The sequence below is a fragment of the Pseudomonas sp. TE3786 genome (assembly GCF_054057335.1).
This window is the reverse complement of record NZ_JBSRZF010000009.1, coordinates 142,956-167,883: the sequence shown is the minus strand read 5'-3', so window position 1 is coordinate 167,883 and position 24,928 is coordinate 142,956. Positions and strand designations below refer to the sequence as shown.

Annotated in this window: 21 protein-coding genes; 14 read left to right on the top strand and 7 right to left on the bottom strand. The window is 63.3% G+C overall.

The features are described from left to right. The first annotated feature begins 362 nt into the window (after positions 1-362). Positions 363-2,066: an Hsp70 family protein gene (locus tag ACVW0Y_RS12555; protein WP_457438665.1), complete on the top strand. Its 1,704-nt coding sequence runs from the start codon at positions 363-365 to the stop codon at positions 2,064-2,066. Further along, complete coding sequence (locus ACVW0Y_RS12550; protein ID WP_457438664.1) at positions 2,063-3,841, top strand: J domain-containing protein; 1,779 nt, start codon at positions 2,063-2,065, stop codon at positions 3,839-3,841. Before ACVW0Y_RS12555 ends, ACVW0Y_RS12550 begins: the two co-directional genes overlap by 4 nt. Here ACVW0Y_RS12550 and ACVW0Y_RS12545 read toward each other — a convergent pair. The 5 genes from ACVW0Y_RS12545 to ACVW0Y_RS12525 form a co-directional block, all read right to left on the bottom strand. Further along, positions 3,838-5,085 carry an MFS transporter gene (locus ACVW0Y_RS12545; RefSeq protein ID WP_457438663.1) on the bottom strand — a complete coding sequence of 416 codons (1,248 nt, stop codon included), beginning with the start codon at positions 5,083-5,085 and terminating at the stop codon, positions 3,838-3,840. The genes ACVW0Y_RS12550 and ACVW0Y_RS12545 overlap by 4 nt on opposite strands. A 321-nt stretch (positions 5,086-5,406) precedes the next feature. Continuing rightward, positions 5,407-6,360 (bottom strand): alpha/beta fold hydrolase, encoded by a 954-nt coding sequence (locus tag ACVW0Y_RS12540; RefSeq protein ID WP_457438662.1) that lies wholly within the window; start codon positions 6,358-6,360, stop codon positions 5,407-5,409. 5 nt (positions 6,361-6,365) lie between these two features. Beyond that, on the bottom strand, positions 6,366-9,647 hold the full coding sequence (locus ACVW0Y_RS12535) for a carboxyl transferase domain-containing protein (protein ID WP_457438661.1): 3,282 nt from the start codon (positions 9,645-9,647) through the stop codon (positions 6,366-6,368). Positions 9,648-9,830: 183 nt separating this feature from the next. Then, positions 9,831-10,718: a (2E,6E)-farnesyl diphosphate synthase gene (gene ispA / locus ACVW0Y_RS12530; RefSeq protein ID WP_457438660.1), complete on the bottom strand. Its 888-nt coding sequence runs from the start codon at positions 10,716-10,718 to the stop codon at positions 9,831-9,833. Further along, positions 10,715-10,957, bottom strand: coding sequence for an exodeoxyribonuclease VII small subunit (locus tag ACVW0Y_RS12525; RefSeq protein WP_457438659.1), 243 nt, complete (start codon positions 10,955-10,957; stop codon positions 10,715-10,717). The genes ispA and ACVW0Y_RS12525 overlap by 4 nt, the downstream gene beginning before the upstream one ends. A 136-nt stretch (positions 10,958-11,093) precedes the next feature. On the opposite strand from ACVW0Y_RS12525, the gene pcaQ reads away from it, so the two are divergent. The 10 genes from pcaQ to ACVW0Y_RS12475 all read left to right on the top strand — a co-directional run bounded on the left by pcaQ (position 11,094) and on the right by ACVW0Y_RS12475 (position 20,454). Continuing rightward, positions 11,094-12,023 (top strand): pca operon transcription factor PcaQ, encoded by a 930-nt coding sequence (gene pcaQ / locus ACVW0Y_RS12520; RefSeq protein ID WP_457438658.1) that lies wholly within the window; start codon positions 11,094-11,096, stop codon positions 12,021-12,023. Between the two features lie 207 nt (positions 12,024-12,230). Then, positions 12,231-12,950 (top strand): protocatechuate 3,4-dioxygenase subunit beta, encoded by a 720-nt coding sequence (gene pcaH / locus ACVW0Y_RS12515; RefSeq protein WP_457438657.1) that lies wholly within the window; start codon positions 12,231-12,233, stop codon positions 12,948-12,950. A 13-nt stretch (positions 12,951-12,963) separates the two neighbouring features. Then, complete coding sequence (pcaG, locus tag ACVW0Y_RS12510) at positions 12,964-13,569, top strand: protocatechuate 3,4-dioxygenase subunit alpha (RefSeq protein ID WP_457438656.1); 606 nt, start codon at positions 12,964-12,966, stop codon at positions 13,567-13,569. Positions 13,570-13,578: 9 nt separating this feature from the next. Then, positions 13,579-14,676, top strand: a complete 1,098-nt coding sequence (zapE, locus tag ACVW0Y_RS12505) for a cell division protein ZapE (protein ID WP_457438655.1) — start codon at positions 13,579-13,581, stop codon at positions 14,674-14,676. 279 nt (positions 14,677-14,955) lie between these two features. After that, positions 14,956-15,798, top strand: a complete 843-nt coding sequence (locus ACVW0Y_RS12500) for an IclR family transcriptional regulator domain-containing protein (RefSeq protein ID WP_457438654.1) — start codon at positions 14,956-14,958, stop codon at positions 15,796-15,798. 260 nt (positions 15,799-16,058) lie between these two features. Further along, a complete protein-coding gene (locus ACVW0Y_RS12495; protein WP_457438653.1) occupies positions 16,059-16,196 on the top strand; it encodes a hypothetical protein in 138 nt (45 codons plus the stop codon). Further along, positions 16,193-17,542 (top strand): aromatic acid/H+ symport family MFS transporter, encoded by a 1,350-nt coding sequence (locus tag ACVW0Y_RS12490; protein WP_457438652.1) that lies wholly within the window; start codon positions 16,193-16,195, stop codon positions 17,540-17,542. The genes ACVW0Y_RS12495 and ACVW0Y_RS12490 overlap by 4 nt, the downstream gene beginning before the upstream one ends. A gap of 316 nt (positions 17,543-17,858) precedes the next feature. Then, positions 17,859-19,289 (top strand): cytochrome ubiquinol oxidase subunit I, encoded by a 1,431-nt coding sequence (locus ACVW0Y_RS12485; protein ID WP_457438651.1) that lies wholly within the window; start codon positions 17,859-17,861, stop codon positions 19,287-19,289. Between the two features lie 2 nt (positions 19,290-19,291). Next, the gene (gene cydB, locus ACVW0Y_RS12480; RefSeq protein WP_457438650.1) at positions 19,292-20,299 is read left to right on the top strand and encodes a cytochrome d ubiquinol oxidase subunit II; all 1,008 of its coding nucleotides are present in this window, start codon (positions 19,292-19,294) and stop codon (positions 20,297-20,299) included. Between the two features lie 14 nt (positions 20,300-20,313). Beyond that, positions 20,314-20,454: a DUF2474 domain-containing protein gene (locus ACVW0Y_RS12475; protein WP_457438649.1), complete on the top strand. Its 141-nt coding sequence runs from the start codon at positions 20,314-20,316 to the stop codon at positions 20,452-20,454. A gap of 111 nt (positions 20,455-20,565) precedes the next feature. Here ACVW0Y_RS12475 and ACVW0Y_RS12470 read toward each other — a convergent pair whose 3' ends face one another. Further along, positions 20,566-21,690: a methyltransferase gene (locus tag ACVW0Y_RS12470; protein ID WP_457438648.1), complete on the bottom strand. Its 1,125-nt coding sequence runs from the start codon at positions 21,688-21,690 to the stop codon at positions 20,566-20,568. Positions 21,691-21,891: 201 nt separating this feature from the next. On the opposite strand from ACVW0Y_RS12470, the gene zapE (ACVW0Y_RS12465) reads away from it, so the two are divergent. Then, positions 21,892-22,983, top strand: a complete 1,092-nt coding sequence (gene zapE / locus ACVW0Y_RS12465) for a cell division protein ZapE (protein ID WP_457438647.1) — start codon at positions 21,892-21,894, stop codon at positions 22,981-22,983. 70 nt (positions 22,984-23,053) lie between these two features. On the opposite strand, the gene ACVW0Y_RS12460 is transcribed toward zapE (ACVW0Y_RS12465), so the two are convergent. Next, entirely contained in the window at positions 23,054-23,905 is an 852-nt protein-coding gene (locus tag ACVW0Y_RS12460) for an SDR family NAD(P)-dependent oxidoreductase (RefSeq protein WP_457438646.1), read from the bottom strand. Between the two features lie 164 nt (positions 23,906-24,069). Here ACVW0Y_RS12460 and ACVW0Y_RS12455 point away from each other — a divergent pair, with 164 nt between their 5' ends. After that, positions 24,070-24,846 carry a ferredoxin--NADP reductase gene (locus ACVW0Y_RS12455; RefSeq protein WP_457438645.1) on the top strand — a complete coding sequence of 259 codons (777 nt, stop codon included), beginning with the start codon at positions 24,070-24,072 and terminating at the stop codon, positions 24,844-24,846. Positions 24,847-24,928: the final 82 nt, after the last annotated feature.

Here is a 24,928-nt window from a genome sequence, read left to right as displayed (position 1 = left end):
AAATCAGGGTTGCCAACGGGAATGCTAAGGGTGCTAAGCGAGTTGGCGGGACAAAGTTCCGACTGCAATTGCCCCCAATGATTCCAACGCAACGCGTCAAGCACGGCCCGGCCAGGGCTGGTGCGGGCTGCGCCGGGTTTGCCCGGTTGGCAGCGAAGCGCTGTAATGGCGGGCGCTGCGGCGCGGCTGGGTGGCACCGGGCCGGTCGATGATTTTGCCGATGAAAGGCAACGCGGGCGGCCGGGCCACGCCGCTGGCTGGGCTTTTTTTAGCACGATGGCTTTACGCCGCAGGGGTGCCGGTTCTACTGTTCAGCGCAGATAGGGAAGGTCGTTGAAACAAGGCTAGGAGCACAGGGCAGCATGATCGTCGGCATCGATTTGGGCACTACCAACAGTCTTGTCGCCGTCTGGCGCGCTGATCAGCCGCTACTGGTGGCCAACGCCCTCGGCGGTTTTCTCACCCCCAGCGTGGTCGGGCTGGATGATCAGGGCCAGATCCTGGTCGGTGAGGCCGCCCGCGAACGCCTGCAAACCCACCCGCAACTGACCACCGCGCTATTCAAGCGCTATATGGGCAGCAACCGCGAAATCCAGTTGGGTAGCCGTCACTTTCGCCCCGAAGAACTCTCGGCGCTGGTGCTGAAAAGCCTGGTGGCCGATGTCGAGCGCGCCTATGGCGAACCGGTGAGCGAGGCGGTGATCAGCGTGCCGGCCTATTTCAGCGACGCCCAGCGCAAAGCTACTCGCACCGCCGGTGAACTGGCCGGGCTGAAAGTGGAAAAGCTCATCAACGAGCCCACCGCCGCGGCGCTTTCCTATGGTTTGCAGCGCAAGGAAGAAAGCTCGTTTCTGGTCTTCGACCTCGGTGGCGGCACCTTCGATGTGTCGATTCTGGAACTGTTCGAAGGGGTGATGGAGGTGCGCGCCAGCGCCGGCGACAACTTCCTCGGCGGCGAAGATTTCGACGATGTGCTGGTGCAGCGTTTTATTGCCCTGCACGGTAAATCGCCCGGCTTCCCCGATGCCGATCAACCCAGCATCCGCAACCGGCTGCGCCGTGAAGCTCAGCGCCTGCGCCATGAGCTGGGGCATAACCCGCAGGCGACCTTCAGCCTGCGCCTGAACAATCAGGAGTGGCGCGAGGTGTTTACGCAGGAGCACCTGCACGAAGCTGCCTTGCCACTGCTCGAACGCCTGCGCGCGCCCATCGAGCGGGCGCTGCGCGATGCGCGGATTCGCGCGGCCGATCTCGACGAGGTGCTGCTGGTGGGCGGCACCACGCGTATGCCGTTGATACGCAAACTGACCGCCGGCCTGTTCGGGCGGATTCCGGCCATGCACCTTAACCCTGACGAGGTGGTAGCCCTTGGTGCCGCCATCCAGGCCGCGCTGAAGGCCCGTGATGCGGCGCTGGAAGAGGTGGTGCTGACCGATGTCTGTCCCTACAGCCTGGGTATCGAGGTGAGCAATCGGCTTGGCCACAGCGTTGAGCACGGCCACTATCTGCCGATCATCGAGCGCAACACCGTGGTGCCGGTCAGCCGGGTGCAGAACGTCTGCACCATGGGCGACCAGCAGAAGCAGGTAAAGGTGGTGATCTACCAGGGCGAGAGCCGTCTGGTGAAAGACAATATCTACCTGGGCGAACTGGCCATTGCCGTACCGCCACGGCCGGCCGGCGAAGTGGGCCTGGATGTGCGTTTCACCTACGACATCAATGGCCTGCTGGAAGCCTTTGTGACCATCCCGCTGACCGGCGAAAGCCATAGTCTGGTGATCGAAAACAGCCCCGGGGCGATGAGCCCGAGCGAAATTGCCCAGCGCCTGGCGGCCCTGCAAAGCCTGAAAATCCACCCCCGTGAAGAACAGGTCAATACCGTGCTGCTGGCGCGTCTGGAGCGCCTGTATCAGGAGAGCCTGGGGGAGATGCGCGAGTACGTCGGGCAGCTGGCCGGGCAGTTCCAGCAGCTGCTGGAAACCCAGGATGAGCGCCAGATACGGGTGGGTCGCGCGGATGTCAGCCAGCGCCTGCATGACCTCGAACAAGGGTTTCAGGGGCGATGAGTAAGCCCTCTTGTTGGCAGGTGCTCAAGCTTGAACGCGACAGCAGCGAACGGGATATCCGCCGCCAGTACGCCGCGCTGTTGAAGGTCACCCGGCCTGACGACGATCCGGCCGCTTTTCAGCAGCTGCGCGAAGCCTATGAACAGGCCATGGCCGAGGCACGCGAGCAGACGGCGGATGAGGAGGGCGATCTGAGTCTCGTCGAAGCGCCGGTTGCTGCGTCTGCGCAGATCGAAGAGCAAGAACAGCGGGTGCAGGAACTGCTCGCCCAGCTCACCACAGCCAACCTCGACGACAGCTTGAACAGCGCCCGACAACACAACTGCCAGGCGCTCTTCGAACATCGCCTGTTGCAGCTGTGCCTGAGCGAACATGCCGAGGCCGAGGCGATCACCCAATGGGCGCTGGTGCGCTTCGATTGGCTGTTGCCCTGGCAGTCGCCCATCTTGCCCCGTTCGTTTCTGCAGCTATTGGCCGAGCGCCTGTTGCGCTGGCAGTTCGCCCGCCTGGAGCACTTGCTGGCAGCCCGCTATGAGGCGGCGGCGCTGGACCAGGTCGAACAGCTGCTGAGCGCCCCCTGGCTCGATAGCCTGGACCGCCGTGAATGGCTGCAGCAGCGCCTGCTGAGCTGGCTGACCGGCAACACCGATTGGTCGCCGGGCTTCTTCGATGGTCTATGCCGGCGTCTGGAACTGCGCGCCGACGACTACCAAATGGAAAGCAACCCACTGTGGCGCGCCTTGCTGCACCGCTTGCAGGGGCAACATCTGCTGCACCGTTTGCAGCAGCAACTGACGCAGAAAAAGCCGGTGTTGTTCGGCGATCAGGCCGCCTGGCTGCTGCTTAAGGATCTGGGCTCGGGTAGGCGCCGTCGCCTGATCGACCGCATGGGCGATGCGGCCTGGAATGCCTGCGCCGAACTCACCGAGTTGCTTGGCCAGCGCCACCCGGAGTTGCTGGCCAAACTCGGGCTACAGCGCTTGCCGGACTGGCAGCAGTGGCGTCCGCAGCCGGTGGGCTCGGCCTGGCTGTGGTGGCTGCTGCTGGCCTGTTTTGCCGCCGTGCAGTTGGCGGCACCGTCGATGCCGACGCGAGGCGGGCTGAACATGGCGGATCAATCGCGACTCGGCGAGTACCTCGGCATGGCCACGGCCGGCGCGGCGGGGCTGTACTGTTGCAATGAAATCTGGCGGCACCTGTCGCGAACCCTGGCGATGCTCGACGGCTGGCTAAGCAACCTGCTGCTGCCTGCGGCGTTGAGCAGGCAGGGTGCCGGGTTGCTGGTGATGCGCCATGTCGTTCCGTGTCTGACGTTCGGCGCGCTGGTCGGCCTGTGGGTCAACCAATGGGTGGCGCAGGCGGGCGCGCTGGCTGGTCTGGCGGGGGTGATAACGGCGGCCGCCGCGCTGCTGTATTGCCTGTACCTGCACGGCCTGCTGCCGCTGGCGCGGGCGCGAAAGACCGGCAGCAAAGGCGGCTATATCTGGAATGTGCTGGGGGTGATCCTGCTGCTTAGCTTCCTGCTGTACTCCACCAACGGCAGCCATAACTCGAGCCGTTTCAGTAGCCAGGCACCGAGCAGCTACAGCCTGGGCAGTTCGCCGAAAGAGACGCCCAGCGCGGCGGCAAATCCTTTTGGCCTGAACGATTCACCGCTGGTGGACCCCGCCCAGGATCCGGATCTCGCACCGCCGGCGCTGAGCAAAGCGCCGGCGCAACCGCTCACCCAGCTGAAGTACAGCCCACCCGGGACGATTGATTCCAGGCCGCCCTAGCGCTGTTTGTCGGGTTCGCGATTCTCTGGCGCACTGAGGGTTTCGCGCTGCGCCAGGGTCGGGAACAGCTTGTACCAGGTGCCAGTGACCAGCAGGGTGCCGACCCCGCCCAGTACCACGGCATTGACCGTACCCAGCCAGTGGGCAGTGAGCCCGGATTCGAACTCGCCAAGCTGATTCGAGGCACCGATAAACAGGCCATTTACCGCGCTCACCCGGCCGCGCATGGCGTCCGGGGTTTCCAACTGCACAAAGGCACCGCGGATCACCATGCTGATCATGTCGGCCGCGCCGAGAATCGCCAGCACCAGCAGCGAGAACCAGAACGAAGTCGACAGGCCGAAGGCAATGGTCGCCACGCCGAACACCCCCACGGCAATAAACATCACCCGGCCGACCTTGCGTTTGATCGGGAAGCGGGCAATCCAGAACGCCATCAACAACGCCCCCACCGCTGGGGCCGAACGCAGCATGCCGAGGCCCCAGGGACCGGTGAGCAGAATGTCCTTGGCGAACACCGGCAGCAGCGCCGTGGCACCGCCCAGCAGCACGGCGAACAGGTCCAGGGAGATGGCACCGAAGATATCCGGGCGGCTGCGAATAAAGCGGATGCCGGCCAGCAACGAATGAATCGAGGGCCGTTCCTGATTCAGCTTGGCCTGATTTTTCGGCAGGCTGAGCATCAGGCCGCACGCCAGCACATAGAGCGCGGTAGTCGGGGCGTACACCCAGATGCTGCCAAAGGCATAAAGAAACCCGCCGAGGGCCGGGGCGACGATGGTGGCGGTCTGAATCGCCGACGACGACGCAGCAATCGCCGCTGGAAACAATGCTGCCGGCACCAGGCTGGGTAGCAGCGCCTGGGTCGCCGGCATTTCGAAGGCGCGGGTACTGCCGAGCAGGAAGGCCAAGACGAAAATCATCTCGCGGGTGACATCGCCGCTGGTGCTGCCCAGCACCAGGGCCAAAGCGATCAGGCCCTGGCAGGCCTGACAGATGGCGGCCACTTTGCGCCGGTCGTAACGGTCGGCGACATGGCCGGTGTGCAGCATAAACAGCACCCGCGGCAGGAACTCCACCAAGCCTACCCAGCCGAGGTCCATGACATTGCCGGTGAGTTGGTACATATGCCAGCCGATGGCTACGGTGAGCATCTGGAAGCCGCTGGCGGTGCAGACGCGGGCTAGCCAGAACTTCAGGAACGGGACGTGGTGACGGAGCAGCTGTGAGCCGGATGTGGACATGGCGGATGAGGTCTTGGCGTGGGGCGGGGAAGAAGGGGGCACAGGCTAGCATGGCGGGTCGGGGCGTGGGCCTGGGGCGGTCACTGATCGCCCGGTTTTTGTTTGGTGTTGGCGTTATTTTGGTGGGGGCTCGTACCTGCCCCAACCTTGGCCCTACGCTGCGCTCCGACGATTCGGGATAACGGAGGTTTTCGTCCCGAGCACCGTCATCCCGAATCGTCATCCCAGCGCAGGCTGGGATCCAGGATTTCGCAGACATACGACATTCATTCCGCCAACAAAGAACATGCTCTTGCTCGTGATCTGGCTGTTGATCTACCGCTACAGCGGGTAATGCCGCCCCAAAAACTCAATCAACAACTCATTCACCCGTTCCGCCTTCTCGTTCTGAATCCAATGCCCACAATCCCCCAGCACATGCTGCTCCAGTCGCGGCACCAGCTCCGCCATCTTCTTCACCGTATAAGCCTCCAACTTACCCACCGGGTCATCTTCTCCCAGCAAAAACAGCGTCGGCTGCAACACCTGCCGTCCAGCCAGAAACTCAGTGCTCTGCCAGTTCAACGTGAAGTTACGGTACCAATTCAACGGCCCTCGAAACCCATGCCGACTCAAGGTGCGCCGGTACACGGCGAAATCCGCTTCGCTGCACCACTGCGGAAAGCTGCTGGGCAACGGCACCCCATCCAGCAGACGGGCATCAGCCGGTTTTGGCTGCAGAAACACCTCACCAGTGCCACCAATCAGCAGACGCATGCTGCGCTCCAGGTCGGCATCCAGCTCGGCCTCGGCCACGCCAGGTTCCTGGAAGTACAGGATGTAGTTGAATCGTCCGGCATTGGCCTCGCGCATTATGTCGATGGCCGGGCGTTTCGGTCGCCCGCCAAAGGGCACCGACATGGCACCGAGCACGCTGACCCGTTCGGGCTCCAGCAAGCCCAAGTGCCAGGCCACCGGGGCACCCCAATCGTGGCCGATCACGCAGGCGTCGGTATGGCCAAGGGCGTCCATGGCACCTTGAATATCGGCGCACAGGGTCAGTAACTGATAGGCCTCGATTTCCTCTGGCGCGCTGCTGTCGCCATAGCCGCGCATCTCTGGCGCATAGACGCGGTAGCCGGCCTTGGCCAGGGCGGTCATCTGGCTGCGCCAGGAATACCAGCACTCGGGAAAGCCATGTAGCAGCCACACCGGCCGGCCGCTCTCGGGGCCTACGCTGTAGATGCTGAGGGTGATGCCGTTGACGTCGAGCAGATGCTGTTGGAAAGCAGGCATAGGGGTCACCAGGTATCCACGAAGGAGCGTTTTTTGCCGTCACGTTTGCCGGCACGCGGTGCGGCGTTGAAGCCACGGGTCAGCCAGCTGCGGGTTTCCAGCGGGTCGATCACTGCGTCGATCTCCAGGAAGCTGGCCATGTTGATGCCTTTGCCGCTCTGGTAGGCCTTGGCCACCAGCTTGTCGAACAGCGCTTGCCGCTCGGCGGGGTCTTCCAAGGCTGCCAGTTCTTTGGAGAAGCCCAGGCGTACCGCACCCTCCAAACCCATGGCACCAAACTCGGCGCTGGGCCAGGCGATGGTGAACAGCGGTGAGTGAAAGCTGCCCGCTGCCATGGCCTGGGCACCAAGGCCGTAACCCTTGCGCAGCACCACGGTGAAAAACGGCACGCTAAGGCTGGCCGCGGTGACGAACATGCGCGACACATGGCGCACCGTGGCCTGCTTCTCGGCATCCGGGCCGACCATAAAACCGGGGGTGTCGCACAGCGAAACCAACGGAATATCGAAGGCGTCGCACAGCTGCATAAAGCGCGCGGCCTTGTCGCCGGCCACTGCGTCGATGGCACCGCCCAGGTGCGCAGGGTTGTTGGCGAGCAGGCCGAAGGCTTGGCCTTCGATGCGGATAAAAGCGGTGATCAGGCCGGGCGCAAAGCTGCGGCGCAGTTCCAATACCGAGCCTTGGTCGGCGAGGGTGGCGATCACCTGGCGGATGTCGTAAACCCGCAGGCGGTTTTCCGGGATCAGCTGACGCAGTTCGCGCTGATCGGCGCACTGCCAGTCACTGAGGGGACCCTGGAAGTACGAGAGATATTGCTTGGCGGCTTGCACCGCTTCGGCTTCGTCCGCCACTTCCACGTCTATCACGCCGTTGGGACCCTGCACGCTGACCGGCCCCACCTGTTCCGGGGTAAAGGTGCCCAGCCCGCCGCCTTCGATCATTGCCGGCCCGGCCATGCCGATGCTGGCATTGGCGGTGGCGATGATCACATCGCAGCAGCCCAGTAGCGCGGCATTGCCGGCAAAGCAGCGGCCGGATACTACGCCCACCAGCGGCACCAGGCCGGAGAGCTTGGCCATGCCGATAAAGGTATGGCAATCCAGCCCGGCCACGCCGACAAAGTCGCTGTCCCCCGGGCGGCCGCCACCGCCTTCGGCAAACAGCACCAGGGGCAGGCGCCATTGTTCGGCCAGTTGCAGCATGCGATCGGTTTTCTTGTGGTTCATTGCCCCCTGGGTGCCGGCAAATACCGTGTAGTCGTAGGCGATGGCCATGCAGCGGCTGTGTTCGGCACCGAACTGTTCGGCATTCACCGTGCCAATGCCGCTGACCAGGCCGTCGGCCGGGCTCTGCACAATCAGGTCTTCCACCGAGTTGCGCCGCCGGCGGGCAGCCAGGGCCAGGGCACCGTATTCGATAAAGCTGCCGTCATCGAGCAGGTCATCGAGGTTTTCGCGGGTGGTGCGCTGGCCGGTTTTGCGCCGTTTGGCCACGGCCTGCGGGCGGCGTTCGTCGCGGGTCAGGGCATTGCGTTCGAGCACTTCGGCGAGGTCGGCGCGGATATGCTCGAGGTCGATGCTTTCTTCCGTGTGCTGGTGCTGCTGCGCCACGTCGGCCGGCTGGATAAACAGCAGAGCCTGGGCGGCAAACAGGTTCTCGCCAGGGCTGACGGCCAGGCTGTGGACGATGCCGCTGTGGGCGGCCTTGATCACGAATTCCATCTTCATCGCTTCCAGCACGGCGATGCTCTGCCCGACGGCTACGGCGTCGCCCACTTGCACCTGCAGGCTGACCACCACCCCCGCGCTTGGTACTTCGAGGGCGATGCAGCCGACCGGCGTGTCGATGTGTTGCTGCAGGTGCGTAGCACCGGCGGCCTGGGGGAAAAACAGAGGGCGGTGCGCCTGCTCCTGAGGGGCGAGCAGTTGGCCGATCTGTTCTTCGACAAAACGCGTGCTGACCTGATTGGCTGGCACCTGAGGGTGGCGCAGCAGGTTCTGCAGAAAGTGGATATTGCTCGCCACGCCCTCCAGGCGGAATTCGCACAGGGCGCGGTAGGCACGGCGCAGCACGCCCGGGTAGTCGTCGTTGGCCTGCACGATCAGCTTGGCCAGTAGCGAGTCGTAGCTGCTGCTGGTGGCATAGCCGCTGTAGCCGCAACCATCGACACGAATACCGGCACCGCTCGGTGGTTCGTAGGCACTAAGCAGACCGGCGGCCGGTTGCACGCTGCCATCGGCCTGCATGCTTTCCAGATTGATCCGCAGCTGCACGGCAAAACCGCGCGGCGCGGCTATCTGCGCCTGCTGCAAACCCAACTCGGCCAGGCTGGCGCCACCGGCCACGCGCAGTTGCGCCTGCACCAGGTCGATACCGGTCACGGCTTCGGTGACGGTGTGCTCCACCTGCAAGCGTGGGTTGGCTTCCATAAACACAAAGTCGCCGTTATCCACATCCAGCAGAAATTCGAAGGTGCCCAGGGTGCGGTAGCCCACGGCACCGGCCAGTTTCAGCGCGGCCGCGAACATCGCCTCGCGCACGGTGGGGTCGAGGTTGGGGCTGGGGGCGATTTCCAGCAGTTTCTGGTTGCGCCGCTGCAGGGTGCAGTCGCGTTCCCACAGGTGCACCACCTGCTCGCCGTCACCCAACACCTGCACTTCGATGTGCCGGGCATTGCCGATCAGGCGCTCGACATACAGATCGCCATTGCCGAACGCGGCCTTGGCTTCGGACTGGCAGCGGGCATAGGCCTCGGCCACGTCCTCGGCGGCAAATACCGCGCGCATCCCGCGCCCGCCACCGCCGGCCAGGGCCTTGATCATCATTGCGCCGCCATTCAGCTCGGCCATAAACGACTGGGCACGGGCCAGGCTGGTGGGCTGGTTGGTACCGCTGGCCAAGGGCACACCGCAACGCAGGGCCAGGGTGCGGGCCTGGGTTTTGTCGCCAAACTGTTCCAGCACCTCGGCGCTGGGGCCGACGAAAATCAGCCCGGCTTTTTTGCAGCGCCGGGCGAACTCGGCGTTTTCCGCGAGAAAGCCATAGCCGGGGTGTACCCCATCGCAGCCCTGGGCCTGGGCGATGGCAATCAGTTGATCCATATCCAGATACGCGCTGACGCCGCGGCCCTTGAGACCTACCGCCACATCGACCTTGCGCGTATGCAGGGCGGCCGCTTCGTCTTCGGCAAACACCGCCACGCTGCGCATATCCAGCTCGGCGGCGGCACGGGCGATGCGAATGGCGATTTCGCCACGGTTGGCGATCAGCAGATTGCGGATGGGCATTGGTACTCCCTGGTTTTTATTAAGCGCTCAGGGAGTGGAGCTTAGGCACCGCTCAAGGCCAAGTGAAAGCTTGCTGGCTGGGGCGAATGGCAGGGCAGAGGTGAGGGTGATAGTGGGCGCACCACGAAACGTAGGTTGGGTTGAGCCGCAGGCGAAGCCCAACCTACGTTTTTTATCGGTGGATCAGCTGCGGCGTTCGACGATATAGCGCGCCAGGTCGCGCAGCGGCTCGGCCGCTTCACCGAACGGGCGCAGGGCGTGCAGGGCCAGGTCGCGCAGTTCCAGGGCGTAGGCCTTGGCCGCATCCAGGCCCAGCAGGGCAGGGTAGGTGGGTTTGTGATTGGCTTGGTCCTTACCCTGGGTCTTGCCCAGGGTGGCGGTGTCACTTTCCACGTCGAGGATGTCGTCTTGCACCTGGAACGCCAGGCCCACCGCCTGGGCGTATTCCTGCAAGGCGTGCAGGCTCAGGCTGTCTGCCTCGCCACTGGCCAGGGCACCGAGGCGCACGCTGGCTTCGATCAGGGCACCGGTCTTGTGCCGGTGCATGATTTCCAGCGCTTGCTGGTCCAGCCATTGGCCGACCGAGCCGAGGTCGATGGCCTGTCCGCCGACCATGCCCGCGGGGCCGGCAGCCTGGCTCAGGCTGCTGATCATATCCAGGCGTACTTCGGCCTCCAGCGGATTGCGCCGGGCATCGGCCAGCACCTCGAAGGCCAGGCTTTGCAGACCGTCGCCGGCGAGAATCGCGCTGGCTTCGTCGAAGGCCTTGTGAGTAGTCGGTTGGCCGCGACGCAGGTCGTCATCGTCCATGGCCGGCAAGTCGTCGTGAACCAGCGAGTAAGCGTGGATCAGCTCCACCGCGCAGGCCGCCGCATCGGCGCGCTCGGCCTTGCCACCGAGGGCTTCGCAGGCGGCGTAGACCAGCAGCGGGCGTACGCGCTTGCCGCCATTGATCACGCTGTAGCGCATGGCTTGGTAGATAACCGAGAGTTCGCCGCGCGGTGCTTGGAACAGTTCGTCGAGCTTGGCGTCGACGCGCGTCTGACAGCTTTTCTGGTACGCCGCGATCATGCGTGTTCGTCCGCGTCGAAGGGGGCTTCCTCCAGCTCGCCGTCGCGCTCCAGAAGGATCTGCACTTTCTGTTCAGCCTGCGCCAGGGCACCCTGGCAATCGCGGGTCAGGCGGATGCCTTGTTCGAAGGCGGTCAGCGAGTCCTCCAGCGACAGCTCGCCGTTCTCCAGGCGCTCGACCAGGGTCTGCAGCTCGGCAAGGGATTGTTCGAAATCGACGGTGGCTTTTTTGCGGGCCATGGGCAGGGTCTCGGGAGGGCTGGCTGGAACCGCCGGGAGGCTAGCAGAGCTGGGCATGAGGGGCAAACCGCATGCAGTTGTCTCCAGGCGCCATTCCCTTGCAGACTAGCCGCCACTGTTTCAGCCCGGCCCGCCGATGAATATCGATACCCGCATCAAATTCCGTCACCTGGTGTGCTTTCTCGAAGTGGCGCGTCAAGGCACCCTGGCACGCGCGGCGGACAAGCTGGCGGTCAGCCAGCCGGCGATCTCCAAGACCCTCAAAGAGCTGGAAGAGCTGCTGGGCGCGAGCCTGTTCGAGCGCAGCAAGACCGGCGTCGCGCTCACCGAAGCCGGCGTGGCTTTTATGCGTTACGCCGGCCCCTGTGTGCAGGCCCTGCGGGATGGGGTGAACAGCTTGCGCAGCGGCGAGCATGAGTCCGGCACCGTACGTCTGGGGGTGCTTTCCACGGTGGAAAGTCTGCTGATTCCTGAAGTGGTGCGGCGCCTACACGAACGCCATCCGGCGCTGGTGGCCAGTGTGGTGACCGGGCCCAGCGCCTTTCTGTTATCCCAACTGCATGTCGGCGAGCTGGACCTGGTGGTCGGGCGGATGACCGACAGCCCGCAGATTCAGGGGCTGACCTTCGAGCATCTGTACAGCGAATCGATGACCCTGGTGGTGCGCCCTGGCCATCCACTGCTGGAGGCGGTGCAGGCGCAGCAACTGTTGCAGGACTACCCGCTGGTGCTGCCTCTGGCGGGCACCACCATCCGCAAATACGCCGATGCGCTGTTTGTGCAATGCGGCATCAGCCCGCCGCGCCAGCGCCTGGAAACTCTGTCCATCACCCTGAGCCGCCGCTATGTGCAAAGTAGCGATGCGGTATGGATCGCGCCTTATGACGCGGTGCAGTTGGACCTGGCCAACGGCGGTCTGGCCGAGCTGCAACTGGGGATCAAGGAGCCCGGTGGGTCGGTGGGTATTTGCAGTAACGCGGCGCTGCCCTTGTCGCTGGCGGCGCATTGGAGCGTTGAGGTGTTGCGCGAAGTGGGGCAGGCGTATCGGGAGGGCAGTTTTCCATAGCGGATTTTCACGCTTGCAGGGATCGCGGCTGAAGCCGCTCCTACAGACTGCGCTTCCCGTAGGAGCGGCTTCAGTCGCGATGCCCTTAAATGGATAACCATAACCAAATGGTTATGGAAGGGCCGCTAACATTCATTTTTCCTCGATCCTCAGCCTCAGCAGACTGGCTGCCTGTTCGCCCCTATAAATCCAAGAAAGGAGAACGACATGTCTGATGCAGACAGCAGTCGCTTCGTCATCCGTGATCGTAACTGGCACCCCAAAGCCCTGACGCCTGATTACAAAACCTCCATTCCCCGTTCGCCGCGCCAAGCGTTGGTGAGCATCCCGCAATCCGTTTCGGAAACCACCGGCCCGGACTTCTCGCACCTGAAGATGGGTCAGTACGACAACGACCTGTTGCTCAACTTTAATAACGGCGGCCTGCCGGTGGGTGAGCGCATCATCGTTTCCGGGCGGGTTTGCGACCAATACGGCAAACCGATTCCCCATACCCTGGTGGAAATGTGGCAAGCCAACGCTGGCGGCCGTTATCGCCACAAGAACGACCGCTACCTGGCACCGCTAGACCCCAACTTCGGTGGCGTCGGCCGTGCCTTGACCGACCGCGATGGCTATTACAGCTTCCGCACCATCAAGCCGGGCCCGTACCCATGGCGCAACGGCCCGAATGACTGGCGTCCGGCGCATATCCATTTCTCCATCAGCGGCCCGTCGATCTCCACCCGCTTGATCACCCAGCTGTATTTCGAAGGCGACCCGCTGATTCCGATGTGCCCCATCGTCAAATCCATCGCCAACCCGGAAGCGGTGCAAAGCCTGATCGCCAAGCTCGACATGAGCGCGGCCAATCCGATGGATTGCCTGGCGTATCGCTTCGATATCGTGTTGCGCGGCCAGCGCAAAACCCATTTTGAAAACTGCTGAGGAGGATGCGTCCATGCCTATTCAACTGCTGAACGAAACGCCCTCGCAGACCGCCGGCCCCTATGTGCATATCGGTCTGGCCCTGAGCGCTGCCGGCAACCCGGCCCGCGAGCAGGAAATCTGGAACGAAATGGCCAAGCCAGGCGCGCCGGGCGAACACATCCTGCTGCTGGGCAATGTCTACGACGGCAACGGCCACCTGGTGCGCGACTCGTTTCTGGAGTTCTGGCAAGCCGACCACCAAGGCCAATACGACGCCGATTTCAATCTGGCCAAACCCTTCAACAGCTTTGGCCGCACCGCCACCACCTTCGATGCCGGTGAGTGGACGCTGCACACCATCAAGCCCGGCGTGGTGAAGAACGCCGCCGGGGTGCCCATGGCACCGCATATCAACGTGTCGCTGTTTGCCCGGGGCATCAATATCCATCTGCAAACCCGTCTGTACTTCGATGACGAAGCCGAGGCCAACAAAGCCTGCCCGGTGCTTAACCTGATCGAGCAGCCGCAACGCCGTGAAACCCTGGTGGCCACGCGCTTCGAGGTTGACGGCAAGCTGGCTTACCGCTTCGATATCCGTATTCAGGGTGAGGGCGAAACGGTCTTCTTCGATTTCTAAAGGTGGGTTTTGACTTCTGATATAGCCGGGCCCGACGCCGAAGGCCTGCTCGAACCGGTCGAGCAGCGCATTCGGCGACGTTTCGTCGATGCGCTGGAAGCCCGCGGTTACCGGGCCGACAGCGCGCAACAGGCAGCTATCGACACCCTTGCCAGCTGGCTCGATGCCTGGCTGGCGGGGCGGCGCAGCTGGCTGCGCAAGCCCGTGGCGGGCATTTACCTGTGGGGCGGGGTAGGCCGGGGCAAAAGTTTTGTCATGGACACCTTCTTCGCCGCCGCTCCAGTGCAGGCCAAACGCCGGGTGCATTTCCATGCATTTTTGCAGGAAGTGCAGCAGCGTATGGGGGCCTTTACCGGGCAGAACGAGCCGCTGCTGCGGGTGGCCCGCGAGGTAGCGCAGGAAGCGCGCTTGCTGTGTTTCGATGAATTCCATGTGCATGACATCGCCGATGCCATGCTGCTCGGGCGTCTGCTCAAGGTGCTGGTGGAGGAGGGTGTAGGCCTGGTCTGTACCTCCAACTACGCGCCGATCAACCTCTGTCCCAATCCGCTGTACCGCGACCGTTTCAAGCCGGCCATCGAGCTGCTGGAGTCGCGTTTTACGGTGCTCCATCTGGATGCCGGCGAAGACTACCGCGAGCGGGCCAGTGCCCAGGAATCCTGGGGTTACTACGCCTGGCCGCTGTCGCCGGCGCTGGGCGATTGGCTGGAGCAGCAGCTGGGTTTCAGCCAGGCGGTGGAGCGCGAGCGGGTGCTGGAGGTCAATCACCATCCGCTGCGGGTGCAGGCGTTGGAGGGCACTCGCGCCTTGCTGGATTTTGATCAGCTGTGCCGCCATCCCCATTCCAGCGCCGACTTTCTCTGGCTGTGTCAGCGTTACCGGCAGATCGCCATTTACGGCGTGCCCTGTCTGGATAGCGAAGGCATCGATGTGCAGCAGCGCATTCTCAATTTCGTCGATATCGCCTACGACAGTGGCGTGCACCTGCTGCTCGGCTGCGCCGCCGAATTGGACGAGGTATGCCGCCCCGGTTCGCACCTGGACTTTGTCCGCACCCGCAGCCGCCTGCGCCAGCTCACTACGCAGGTGTTCGCTGCGCAGAACTGAAGGTTTATTTGATTGCTGAACGGGGTCGGTTGAGCCGGCCTGCCGGCGCGCGGGTAGCGCGACGGTGGCAGGGCTCGGACGGGGAGAGGAGGCGCCGTGGCGTCTCCAGGGCTGCACCTTGTGAGCACAACCCTTGCTGCTGCCGGTTATGGCAACAGGGCGGTCAAGGTAGGCGGCAGAGCCGAGAGGGTCAATTGCGATTATCGAACTACGGTTCGATAATCGGCCACACTTCAACAGACTGGGTTTTCTGCCCACGCTGCACGAGACAATAACAAGATGACTGACGAAGCCCGTATTTCCCTGCCGCCCCTGGCACCGCCGATCATTGCTTCACCGGCCAAGCGCATCGAAGCCTTTACCGGCGATCCGAATTTCATGACCTCCCTGGCCCGCGGCCTGGCGGTAATCCACGCCTTTCAGGAGCGCAAGCGCCACCTGACCATTGCGCAGATCAGCCACCGTACGGAAATCCCCCGTGCCGCGGTGCGCCGCTGCCTGCACACGCTGATGAGCCTGGGCTATGTCACCACCGACGGGCGCACCTACTCGTTGCTGCCCAAGGTGCTGACCCTGGGGCACGCCTACCTGTCCTCAACGCCGCTGGCGGTCACCGCTCAGCCGATTCTCGATCGCCTCAGCGAGCAACTGCACGAGGCCTGCTCGATGGCCACCCTGGAAGGCGACGAGATTCTCTATATCGCCCGCTCGGCCACCCCGCAGCGCCTGATCTCGGTGGACCTCAGCGTCGGCAGCCGCCTGCCGGCCTACTGCACGTCCATGGGGCGCATCCTGTTGGCGGCCCTGGATGACGCGGCGCTGAACGACTACATCGACCACGCCGAGATGCAGATCAAGACCAGCCGCACCGTGCACACCCCGGAGGCCCTGCGCGCCAGCATCGCCGAGATTCGCCAGCAGGGCTGGGTGATCATCGACCAGGAACTGGAAGTGGGCCTGCGCTCGATTGCCGTGCCGCTGAAAGACTCCGCCGGCCAGGTGCTGGCGGCGTTGAACGTTGGCACCCACGCCGGACGCATCTCGCGGCAAGAGCTGGAAACGCGCTTCTTGCCGGTGCTGCTGGAAGCCAGCAAAGAACTGAGTACGCGGTTGTTTCATTGACGCGGTTTGCCTGAAAACCCCACAACCCGTCGGAGCGGCCGGTCCGGCGCTCCGGTTAGCCGCGAGTTTTTGATGCTCTGAACGGCAATCCAAGATGGTCTCCTACACCTTGCGCACTCAATTCACATGCTCGCTTGTGTTCGATAAACGCCCAGTTAGTCGATTATCGGATTGAAGCGCCCCCCTGCCGCTGCGTACTGTGCTCCGGTCGCCCTCGCGACCCAAGCTACGACTCCAATAAAAACAAATGAGAGCCAGCCATGGACATCCGTTTGCCGCAGCGCCCCCGCGCTTCGCTGACCGTCGCGGTGCAGCGTGTGCCCGGCCCGTCCCTCATTCCTGTTCCATTCGCCTGCATGTGCCTGGCGAAGAAAAACTCACAGGAATTTTCCGCATGACCAGCCCAGCTCACGTGCCCACTGGCGGCACCCTCGACGTACAAGGTTTTATCAACGCCCAGCCGCTTTCCCGCTATCAGTGGAAGATCGTGCTGCTGTGCTTTCTGATCGTCTTTCTGGATGGCCTGGACACCGCCGCCATGGGCTTTATCGCCCCGGCGCTGACCGTGGACTGGGGCGTCGACCGCGCCAGCCTGGGCCCGGTGATGAGCGCCGCGCTGATCGGCATGGTCTTCGGTGCCCTCGGCTCCGGGCCGATTGCCGACCGTTTCGGGCGCAAGGTGGTGCTGGTGGTTGCCGTGGCCCTGTTCGGTTTCTTCAGCCTGCTGTCGGCCTTTAGTACCAGCCTCGACCAACTGCTGGTGCTGCGCCTGCTCACCGGTCTGGGCCTGGGCGCGGCCATGCCGAATGCCACCACCTTGCTGTCCGAGTACACCCCGGAGCGGCTCAAGTCGCTGCTGGTCACCAGCATGTTCTGCGGTTTCAACCTGGGCATGGCCGGTGGCGGTTTTATCTCGGCAAAAATGATTCCCGCCTTTGGCTGGCACAGCCTGCTGTTGCTCGGCGGCATTCTGCCGTTGCTGCTGGCGGTGGTGCTGTTGGTGTGGCTGCCGGAGTCCGCGCGCTTTCTGGTGGTGCGTAACCGCGGCGCGGAGAAAGTGCGCAAGGTGTTGCAACCCATCGCACCGGCCGAGGTGGCCATGGCCGCTGACTTCAGCGTGCCGGAACAGAAAACCGTACAGAGCCGCAATGTGCTGAAAGTGGTGTTCTCCGGCACCTACAGCGCCGGCACCTTGCTGCTGTGGCTGACCTATTTCATGGGCCTGGTGATCGTCTATCTGCTCACCAGCTGGCTGCCAACCCTGATGCGCGACAGCGGCGCGAGCATGGAGCAGGCCGCCTTTATCGGCGCGCTGTTCCAGTTCGGCGGTGTGCTCAGCGCGGTTGGCGTGGGATGGGCCATGGACAAGTTCAACCCGCACAAGGTCATCGGCACCTTCTACCTGCTGGCGGGGGTGTTCGCTTACTTCGTCGGCCAGAGCCTGGGCCAGGTGACTGTCCTGGCCACTCTGGTGTTGCTGGCGGGCATGTGCATCAACGGCGCGCAGTCGGCCATGCCGTCGTTGGCGGCGCGTTTCTACCCGACTCAGGGGCGCGCCACCGGTGTGTCCTGGATGCTCGGCATCGGCCGCTTCGGGGCCATCCTCGGTGCCTGGATCGGGGCCACCTTGCTGGGCCTGGGCTGGAACTTCGAGCAGGTGCTGACCGCCCTGGTGGTGCCAGCGGCGATAGCCAGCGTGGCGGTGGTGATCAAGGGCTTGGTCAGCCACGCCGACGCCACCTGAGTTCAGCGCTTTATCGACCTTGCCAGGCAGCCACTCGCTGTTTGGCAAGGCTGTTGATGTCCCCGCCAAACCTCGCCGTCCGCAACAAACCCCGCCGCTGATTTCCCTCGCGCGACAATCGACCACAGCAGCCCGTCTACGCTAAAGCGTTAGGCTTTGACTCATGTCAGTACACCCCTTGGTACTGCGTGCAGGGCCCAGCTGCCCCTATTTGCGTTGACCGTCATAACAATAATTTCCTGAACCGAATGCTGATTTCCGGGGCTAACGAGATGCCCGGAGAATGCTTGCTGATTGTTTTTGATGAGGAACATCCATGTTTGGCTTAGAGGCGCTGGATCTGGCGCGAATGCAGTTCGCGTTCACCATTTCCTTTCACATCATCTTCCCGGCCATCACCATCGGTCTGGCCAGCTACCTGGCTGTGCTCGAAGGTCTGTGGCTGAAGACCAATGACGAGACCTACCGCGACCTGTACCACTTCTGGTCGAAGATCTTCGCGGTCAACTTCGGTATGGGCGTGGTGTCGGGCCTGGTCATGGCCTATCAGTTCGGCACCAACTGGAGCGCGTTCTCCGACTTCGCCGGGGCGGTCACCGGGCCGTTGCTGACCTATGAAGTGCTGACGGCGTTCTTCCTCGAAGCCGGTTTCCTCGGCGTCATGCTGTTTGGCTGGAACCGCGTGGGCCCCGGCCTGCACTTTTTCGCCACGGTGATGGTGGCCATCGGCACGCTGATTTCGACCTTCTGGATTCTCGCCTCCAACAGCTGGATGCAAACCCCGCAGGGCTACGAGATCGTCGATGGTCGGGTGATTCCGGTGGACTGGATCGCGGTGATCTTCAACCCGTCGTTCCCCTATCGCCTGATCCATATGTCCACCGCCGCCTTCCTGGCTACCGCGTTTTTCGTCGGTGCCTCGGCGGCCTGGCACCTGCTGCGCAAGCGTGACAACCCGGCGATCCGCCGCATGCTGTCGATGGCCATGTGGATGGCGCTGATCGTCGCCCCGATCCAGATGGTGATTGGCGACTTCCATGGCCTCAACACCCTCAAGCACCAGCCAGCGAAAATCGCCGCCATCGAAGGCCACTGGGAAAACGTCGGCAACGAGCCGACCCCGCTGATCCTGTTTGGCTGGCCGGATATGAAAGCCGAGAAGACCCGCTTCGCCGTGGAAATTCCCTATCTCGGCAGCCTGATCCTCACCCACAGCCTGGACCAGCAAGTGCCGGCGCTGAAGGAGTTCAAAGCCGAAGACCGACCCAATTCCACCATCGTGTTCTGGTCGTTCCGCGTCATGGTCGGCCTCGGTCTGCTGATGCTGCTCACCGGCGTGTGGAGCCTGTGGCTGCGCTTTCGCGGCAAGCTGTATGAATCCAAACCCTTTCTGTACCTGGCGCTATGGATGGGGCCGTCGGGCCTGATCGCCATTCTCGCCGGCTGGTTCACCACCGAAGTCGGGCGCCAGCCCTGGGTGGTGTATGGCCTGATGCGCACCGCCGATGCGTCGTCCAACCACAGCTTCGCGCAGATGAGCCTGACCCTGATTCTGTTTGTGGTGGTGTATTTCGCCCTGTTCGGCGTTGGTCTCGGCTATATGGTGCGCCTGGTGCGCAAAGGCCCGGTCACCGACGAAGGCAAGGAACAAGGCATTGGCGGCCCTGGCCAGCACCGCACACCGGCACGCCCGCTGTCGGCGCCCGGTGAAGGCCTGGAAGCTGACCAGAACGGCGGGAGCAATTGACTATGGGTATCGATCTTTCGCTGATCTGGGCGGTGATCATCGTCTTCGGCATCATGATGTACGTGATCATGGATGGCTTCGACCTGGGCATCGGCATCCTCTTCCCGTTTGTCAAAGACGACGGCGAGCGCGACATCATGATGAACACCGTGGCACCGGTCTGGGACGGTAACGAAACCTGGCTGGTACTCGGCGGTGCGGCGCTGTTCGGGGCTTTTCCGCTGGCCTATTCAGTGGTGCTCAGCGCCCTCTATCTGCCGCTGATCTTTATGCTGCTGGGGCTGATCTTTCGTGGCGTGGCCTTTGAATTCCGCTTCAAGGCCAAGGAGCGCAAACGGCATATCTGGGACAAGGCGTTTATCGGCGGTTCGCTGACCGCCACCTTCTTCCAGGGCGTCGCCTTGGGGGCCTATATCGATGGCTTGCCGGTGGTCAGCCGGGTATATGCCGGCGGCTCGCTGGACTGGCTGGCACCGTTCCCGATCTTCTGCGGCTTTGCCCTGATCGCCGCGTACGCGCTGCTGGGCTGCACCTGGCTGATCATGAAAACCGAAGGCCGCTTGCAGGGCCAGATGCATGACCTGGCGCGGCCGCTGGCCTTTGTGCTGCTGGGCGTCACCGGGGTGGTCAGCTTGTGGACGCCGCTGGCCCACGCAGAAATCGCCGAGCGCTGGTTCAGCCTGCCCAACCTGTTCTACTTCCTGCCGGTGCCTCTGCTGGTGCTGGTGACCTTCTACGGCTTGCTGCGCAGCGTGCATAACAACCGCAACTACTCGCCGTTTATCCTCACCCTGGTGCTGATCTTCCTCGGCTACAGCGGCCTGGGTATCAGCCTGTGGCCGAATATCATCCCGCCGTCGGTAAGCATCTGGCAGGCTGCTGCGCCGCCGCAAAGCCAGGGTTTCATTCTGGTCGGAGCGCTGTTCATCATCCCGTTTATCCTCATGTACACCGCCTGGAGCTACTACGTATTCCGCGGCAAGGTGACGCCGGATCAGGGCTATCACTAATGGGAGCGCGCGTGATGGACAGCAGCGAAAAGAAACCCCTGTGGAAGCGCCTCGGCTGGCTGGTGGGCATCTGGGCGGCCAGCGTAGTGGCGTTGGGGGCGGTGTCGTATCTGTTGCGCATGTTTATGCATGCGGCGGGGATGACTACGCCGTAGCAGCCGCGATGCTCTTGAGGGGTAATAGCATCGCGGCTAAAGCCGCTCCTGCAGCTTGAAGGTCTCCGCCACCGTCGATTTATCAACATCGCGGTTCGTGGAACAAATCGGCTACTTGATCGCTTTGAGAATCACGAATTTCGGATTCGCCGCCACCTGCTCAACCCCTCGAAACAGGCGCTTGAGCTTGGCGTGGTAGCCCAGGTGACGGTTGCCGACTATCCATAGCTCGCCGCCTTTGACCAGGGCCGCGCGGGCTTGCTGGAACATGCGCCAGGCGAGGTAGTCGCCGACCACTTGCTGCTGATGGAACGGCGGATTGCACAGCACCAGATCCAATGAGTCTTCCGGCTGCTCGGCCAGGCCATCGCCAGCGCGGATATCCACCGGGCGAGCGCCCAGTGCCGCTTGCCAGTTTTGCGCAGCCGATTGCACCGCCATATACGACTCATCCACCAGGGTCAGCTGTGCCTCGGGGTTGGCCAGGGCGCAGGCGATGCCCAGCACGCCATTGCCGCAACCCAGGTCTGCCACCCGTGCCGTGCCGAGGTTCAGCGGCAGGTGCGGAAGAAAGGCACGGGTGCCGATATCCAGGCCTTCGCGGCAAAACACATTGGCGTGGTTCAGCAGTTCCAGGCGCGGGCTGTCGAGCAGATAGCGGCTGGGGTAGGGCGAGGTCACTGCCGGTTTATCCCCAGGCGTAACCAACAGCAGGCGGGCCTTTTTCACCGCCAGCGAAGCCTGCACCGGGCCGATATATTGCTCGAGCAAATCGCCGGCACTGCGTGGCAGGTGCTTGACCATGCCGGCGGCTACCACCCGAGCGCCGGGGGCGAGCTGGCCGTGCAGGCGAATCAGTTGTTCTTCCAGCAAGGCCAGGGTTTTCGGGATGCGGATCAACACCCAGTCGAAGGGCCCGCTCACGCGCTGGCTGGCCGGCACGAAATGCACGCTGTCGGCGGCCAATTGGTTGCACGCCAGGTTATTGGCCAGCGCCAATGCCCCCAGGTGCGAGTCGCCGCTGCTGACCACCTGCGCCTTGCCCACCAGGCTGGCGGCCAGTGCACCAAAGCTGTCGTTCAGCAACAGCATCCGCGCGTCTGCCGCCAGGCCCTGTTCGGCCAAGTGGTTGAGCAGGTACTCGTCGGCCGCATCGAAGGCCTGCAACGGATCGTCGCGCTGCGGCGGCTGGCGGAACAGGTCGAGGGCGGCGAAGGGGGTGGTGAACAGGGGCATGGCAGAAACCGCAGGGGAGCAAAGGCGGCAATGATGGCCGATGTGGCTGGAGGCTGCAAAGGGCCAAGGCCACCACCGGCGTAGGGCGAATATCCGCATCGCGGCTATCCGCCGCTTCCCGGTCTGTGTAGCGGCGGATACCGCCGAGGCGGTATTCGCCCTACGGTATGCTCTGCGCTTTCCCGTCCGAGTCGTTTCTGCATGGCAGCGCTTCAACCTCTGGCCGCTTACCACCACGCCATCACCCACAACGGTTTCTTTCCCGACACCGCGCAACTGCAAGCGGCGCAAGCCTTGCAGCGTTGTCACGACATCCTGGAACAGGGCGTGTACCTGTGGGGCCCGGTCGGCCGCGGTAAAACCTGGCTGATGGACTGCTTTTTCCACAGCCTGCAGGTGCCAGCCAGGCGTCAGCATTTCCATCACTTTATGCAGTGGGTGCACCAGCGCCTGTTCCAACTCACCGGCACGCCCGATCCGTTGCGCGCCTTGGCGGTTGAGCTGGGTCGTGAGCTTCGGGTGCTGTGTTTCGACGAGCTGTTTGTCAGCGACATTGGTGACGCGATCATCCTCGGCAACCTGTTCACCCTGATGTTCGAACAGGGCGTGGTGCTGGTCGCCACCTCCAACCAGCCGCCACAGCAGCTGTATGCCGACGGCTTCAACCGCGAGCGGTTTCTGCCGGCGATTGCCGCCATCGAGGCGCATATGCAGGTGGTGGCGATTGATGGCGGTGAAGACCATCGCCTGCACCCGGGCATCGCCCAGCAGCGGTATTGGCTGAGTGCCGAGGGCAATCCGTTGGCGGCGGTGTTCGCCCAACTGAGTGCCGGGCAGACGGTGGAGAAGGGCGTGCTCAGCGTGGGTAATCGCAGCCTGATGAGCGAGGCGTATGCCGGCACGGTGGTGTGGTGCCGCTTTGCCGAGTTATGCGAAAAGCCGTTTGCCGCGCCGGACTTTATGGCGTTATGCGACCGCTTCACTGCCATTCTGCTCAGCGACGTACCCAACCTCAGCGGCCGGCAACGCGCGGCGAAAATCGCCCGGGGTACCGAGGATGGTGTGCAGCAGGTGGCGGCGGGGGATCGGCAGTTGCCCGCGCTATCGGCGAGTGATGACAGCGTGCGGCGGTTTATTGCCCTGGTGGATGAATGCTACGACCGGCGTGTGCCGCTGTATGTGCAGGCGGAGGTGGCCCTTGCAGCGTTGTACACCGAGGGCTATCTGGCCTTTGCCTTTCGCCGCACCTTGAGCCGGTTGCAGGAGATGCAGTTGCAGCGTTTTGGGTCTTGAAGCGCATCGCGGCTGAAGCCGCTCCTACGGGACCGCACAATCCGTAGGAGCAGCCGCGATGCTGTTGGGGTCAAGTCCCGGACCGGATATTGCTCGGGTCCAACGACCCACCCGCCTCCCGCTGGGCCGCCAAGCGTGCGCCTTCTTTGGCGGTAAGCGTGTACAGCTGCTCAGGGTTGGCCACCCGCAGTTTCAGCGCCATCGCCTCGATGCCTTCGGCAATCGGAATTTCGCGCTGACGCTCGGCCAGGCCGGCGAGAATCTGTGCAGCGGCCACGCTCACGTCCATACCGTTTTCAATATTCGGGTCGGAGTGGCCACGGGCGCTGCCATCCCCGGACAGGGCATTGATCGCCACCGAGGTATGCACCGAACCCGGCAGTATCACGCTGACGGCAATGTCATAGGCCTCTTCCACCTCGGCGCGGATCGCGTCGAAGTAACCGATCACCGCGTGTTTGGCGCCGCAGTAGCCACTGCGCAGCGGTGTGCCAACCTTGCCGGCCACCGAGCTGACCACCGCCAGATGGCCGCCACGCCGGGCGGTCATTTTCGGCAGCAGCAATTGGGTGAGGGCGAGCGGTGCCATGTAATCCACTTCGATCAACTGGCGGTACACCTCCAGGTGGGTGTCCAGCGCCAGGCTGCGTTGGCTGACGCCGGCATTGTTGATCAGCAGATCGACCTGGCCGCTCCAGGCCCAGGCACGTTCGACCACGTCGGGCAGGGCCGGGTAGTCGGTACTTTCAAAGGGCAGCACCAGGCATCGTTCCGGGGCCTGGGCGGCGACGCGCTGGAGTTCCTCGACCCGGCGGCCGGACACAATCACCTTGGCACCTTGCTGCAGAAAGGCCGTGGCCAAGGCTTCGCCAATGCCCGATGAGGCACCAGTGATCCAGATGGTTTTTTGTGCGAAGGACATGGGTGTCTCCCTGGTTTTTGTTGTGTACCCACACTCTGCCGATTGGCCGGAGGCGTCCATGGCTTACGCGGCCAATGCGTTGGCTAAAACCCTATGCTTTGCGGGTATTGCCCAGCGCCACTTTGCGCGACACTGCGGGCTCGGCTCTGACAGGATCTGTGTGTATGACCGCTAGCGACGACAAATTCACCCGCGAAACCCTGCTGGACGTGCGGCCCTGGTCGCCCACCCTGTTCAGCCTGCGCACCACCCGCGATGCCGGCTTTCGTTTCCGCGCCGGGCAGTTCGCCCGCCTGGGCGTACGCAAGGCCGACGGCAGTCTGGTGTGGCGCGCCTACTCGATGCTGTCGGCACCCCATGACGAACATCTGGAGTTCTTTTCCATCGTGGTGCCCGGCGGTGAATTCACCAGTGAGTTGAGCCGTTTGCAGGTCGGCGATGAGCTGTTGGTGGAGCGCCAGGCCGTGGGTTATCTGACTCTCGAGCGCTTTGTCGATGGCCGCGACCTGTGGCTGATCGGCACTGGCACCGGGTTGGCACCGTTTCTGTCGATCCTGCAGGACTTCGAGGTGTGGCAGCGCTTCGAGCGCATTGTGCTGGTGTACAGCGCGCGTTCACGCACCGAGCTGGCCTATCAGGAGCTGATTGCCGGGTTGATGCAGCGCGAGTACCTGGCCGAATACGCCGACAAGTTTGTCTATGTGCCCATCGTCACCCGCGAAGAAATGCCCGGTGCCTTGCATGGGCGAGTGACCGGGTTGATCGCCAACGGCGAGCTGGAACAGGCGGTGGGCCTGGAACTGACGCCGGAGCATTCGCGGGTGATGTTGTGTGGCAACCCGCAGATGATCGAGGACTGCCGGGCGGTGCTGAAAACCCGCGATATGCAGCTGAGTTTGACCCGCCGGCCTGGGGCGGTGGCTGTGGAGAATTATTGGTAACGCCAAGAGCATCGCGGCTGAAGCCGCTCCTACGAGAGCACACAATCCGTAGGAGCGGCTTCAGCCGCGATGCTGTTGATCT

Bases quoted from the DNA above. Each gene is read 5' to 3' on its own strand.
- ACVW0Y_RS12555 (WP_457438665.1), top strand. From the start codon at position 363: ATGATCGTCGGCATCGATTTGGGCACTACCAACAGTCTTGTCGCCGTC.
- ACVW0Y_RS12550 (WP_457438664.1), top strand. From the start codon at position 2,063: ATGAGTAAGCCCTCTTGTTGGCAGGTGCTCAAGCTTGAACGCGACAGC.
- ACVW0Y_RS12545 (WP_457438663.1), bottom strand. From the start codon at position 5,085: ATGTCCACATCCGGCTCACAGCTGCTCCGTCACCACGTCCCGTTCCTG.
- ACVW0Y_RS12540 (WP_457438662.1), bottom strand. From the start codon at position 6,360: ATGCCTGCTTTCCAACAGCATCTGCTCGACGTCAACGGCATCACCCTC.
- ACVW0Y_RS12535 (WP_457438661.1), bottom strand. From the start codon at position 9,647: ATGCCCATCCGCAATCTGCTGATCGCCAACCGTGGCGAAATCGCCATT.
- ispA (WP_457438660.1), bottom strand. From the start codon at position 10,718: ATGATCGCGGCGTACCAGAAAAGCTGTCAGACGCGCGTCGACGCCAAG.
- ACVW0Y_RS12525 (WP_457438659.1), bottom strand. From the start codon at position 10,957: ATGGCCCGCAAAAAAGCCACCGTCGATTTCGAACAATCCCTTGCCGAG.
- pcaQ (WP_457438658.1), top strand. From the start codon at position 11,094: ATGAATATCGATACCCGCATCAAATTCCGTCACCTGGTGTGCTTTCTC.
- pcaH (WP_457438657.1), top strand. From the start codon at position 12,231: ATGTCTGATGCAGACAGCAGTCGCTTCGTCATCCGTGATCGTAACTGG.
- pcaG (WP_457438656.1), top strand. From the start codon at position 12,964: ATGCCTATTCAACTGCTGAACGAAACGCCCTCGCAGACCGCCGGCCCC.
- ACVW0Y_RS12500 (WP_457438654.1), top strand. From the start codon at position 14,956: ATGACTGACGAAGCCCGTATTTCCCTGCCGCCCCTGGCACCGCCGATC.
- ACVW0Y_RS12495 (WP_457438653.1), top strand. From the start codon at position 16,059: ATGGACATCCGTTTGCCGCAGCGCCCCCGCGCTTCGCTGACCGTCGCG.
- ACVW0Y_RS12490 (WP_457438652.1), top strand. From the start codon at position 16,193: ATGACCAGCCCAGCTCACGTGCCCACTGGCGGCACCCTCGACGTACAA.
- ACVW0Y_RS12485 (WP_457438651.1), top strand. From the start codon at position 17,859: ATGTTTGGCTTAGAGGCGCTGGATCTGGCGCGAATGCAGTTCGCGTTC.
- cydB (WP_457438650.1), top strand. From the start codon at position 19,292: ATGGGTATCGATCTTTCGCTGATCTGGGCGGTGATCATCGTCTTCGGC.
- ACVW0Y_RS12475 (WP_457438649.1), top strand. From the start codon at position 20,314: ATGGACAGCAGCGAAAAGAAACCCCTGTGGAAGCGCCTCGGCTGGCTG.
- ACVW0Y_RS12470 (WP_457438648.1), bottom strand. From the start codon at position 21,690: ATGCCCCTGTTCACCACCCCCTTCGCCGCCCTCGACCTGTTCCGCCAG.
- zapE (WP_457438647.1), top strand. From the start codon at position 21,892: ATGGCAGCGCTTCAACCTCTGGCCGCTTACCACCACGCCATCACCCAC.
- ACVW0Y_RS12460 (WP_457438646.1), bottom strand. From the start codon at position 23,905: ATGTCCTTCGCACAAAAAACCATCTGGATCACTGGTGCCTCATCGGGC.
- ACVW0Y_RS12455 (WP_457438645.1), top strand. From the start codon at position 24,070: ATGACCGCTAGCGACGACAAATTCACCCGCGAAACCCTGCTGGACGTG.